This is a genomic window from Oleiphilus sp. HI0080 (genome assembly GCF_001635135.1).
The window spans coordinates 1-1,590 of the sequence record NZ_LWFU01000618.1; the positions used below are offsets into that span (position 1 = coordinate 1).

Sequence of the window (1,590 nt, forward strand, 5' to 3'; positions counted from 1 at the left end):
GGAAGGTTTTTAGAGTCGCGAGAGGCTTCTCGGTATTTGAATCTAAGGCCGAGGCGCCAACAGAAACGCTGTCTCCGTAAGTAATGAGAATTGCGTCTTGCTCAGACCAATGATTCTGATAAGGCACTGGCTGCTCAAGCTCGCCATCAGCCTCTTGCTGATCAAGCCGCATTTCTCGAAGTAAATCGCGGTGGAGTTGTTCTCGCTGGGAGTCCGTCAACAATTCGCCATAAACGAATGCTAATTGATCGCCTATCTTGGAGTTTAAAGCCTCAAATGCCTGCATAATTACTGCCTGAATTCTTCGTTATCGAGCTCGACCGCCTCTTTCAGGCGCTCAAGTACATTGGGCATCGCACTAATAACCCTATTCCAGCTAGCGATAAATGGTCGCTCCATGGGGTTGTCCAGAAAGTGCTGCCCAGCCTTCATGATATTTGATGCGAACATCTCAACCGCTTTCTCTTCCTGATGAACATCGAGCTTTAAGCCATTCATCATCGCATCATTGTAATAAGTCTCAATAAAATCGAGCGCAATTCGATAATAGGTCGCCTTCAAAGAACGTATCGTTTCGTTGGTAAAGGTTTCACCCTGAGTAGCAAGTTTGCGGAACAACGCTTTCGTAATATCAATCGACATTTTCGATAAGCCGCCACTGTCGTCATGCAATGACAAGTCTTGATGTTTATGGTCATACGTATGCGCAATATCTACCTGACAAAGACGGTTGTGCGCATAGTTTCGATACATTTCTGACAGAACGCCGATCTCTAAGCCCCAGTCACTCGGAATACGGATGTCGCGAAGCACATCGATTCTAAACGAGAACTCCCCAGCCAATGGATACCGAAAACTATCCATATATTCGAGATAATCACGATAACCGATGACGGTCTTAAACGAGCGCAATAATGGGGTAACAAGTAACCGACTAACGCGGCCATTCATCTTCCCATTAGCCACGCGCGCGTAGAACCCTTTACAAAATTCGTAGTTGTAGTGCGGATTTGCAACTGGATAGATCAGTCGCGCGAGCAAAGACTTATCGTAGGTAACGATGTCGCAGTCATGCAGTGCGACCGACTCAGAGCGATTTGAGGCCAGAGTGTAGCCCATACAATACCAAACGTTTCGACCTTTACCTGCCTCTTTTGGAGCCACTCCCAAATCAGTTAGCTCTGCATGCAGCGCTCGTAGACGAGGACCGTCATTCCACAGCACGCGGTGACGCTGGGGCAGGCGGCCAAAAAACTCCAATGCATGACGATATTGTTCTTCGTCTGCTCGATCTAAACCAATGACGATTTCGCCAACATAGTTAACTTCTGCTAGCTCATCAATGATTTTCGGTAGAGCCTCCCCCTCAAGTTCTGAAAACAAAGACGGCAAGATAAGCCCCATGGGGCGCTGCTCGGCAAATGTTTCAAGTTCGGCTTCAAGATCTTCATAACTTCTACACGTTAGATTATGAAGCGTTGTGATTATTCCATTTTGATAAAAATCAGCCATGCTGGTGACACCTCAGGGCAAGTCTAAATTAAGGAAACTGCTTAATGATTCTGCCCAACCGGATGGGCCTGCTTGTGC

1 protein-coding gene and 1 pseudogene are annotated in these 1,590 nt (G+C 47.0%); both read right to left on the bottom strand.

Annotated features, from left to right (window positions below; genetic code table 11):
• A pseudogene (locus A3751_RS13560) lies at nucleotides 1-286 on the bottom strand (hypothetical protein); the annotation flags it as partial.
• 2 nt (nucleotides 287-288) lie between these two features.
• Nucleotides 289-1,512 carry a glycosyl transferase gene (locus A3751_RS13565; RefSeq protein ID WP_068456970.1) on the bottom strand — a complete coding sequence of 408 codons (1,224 nt, stop codon included), beginning with the start codon at nucleotides 1,510-1,512 and terminating at the stop codon, nucleotides 289-291.
• Between the last annotated feature and the right edge of the window lie 78 nt (nucleotides 1,513-1,590).

What these genes read in the sequence shown, in the direction of transcription:
- A3751_RS13565 (WP_068456970.1), bottom strand. Translation starts at nt 1,512, where the DNA reads ATGGCTGATTTTTATCAAAATGGAATAATCACAACGCTTCATAATCTA.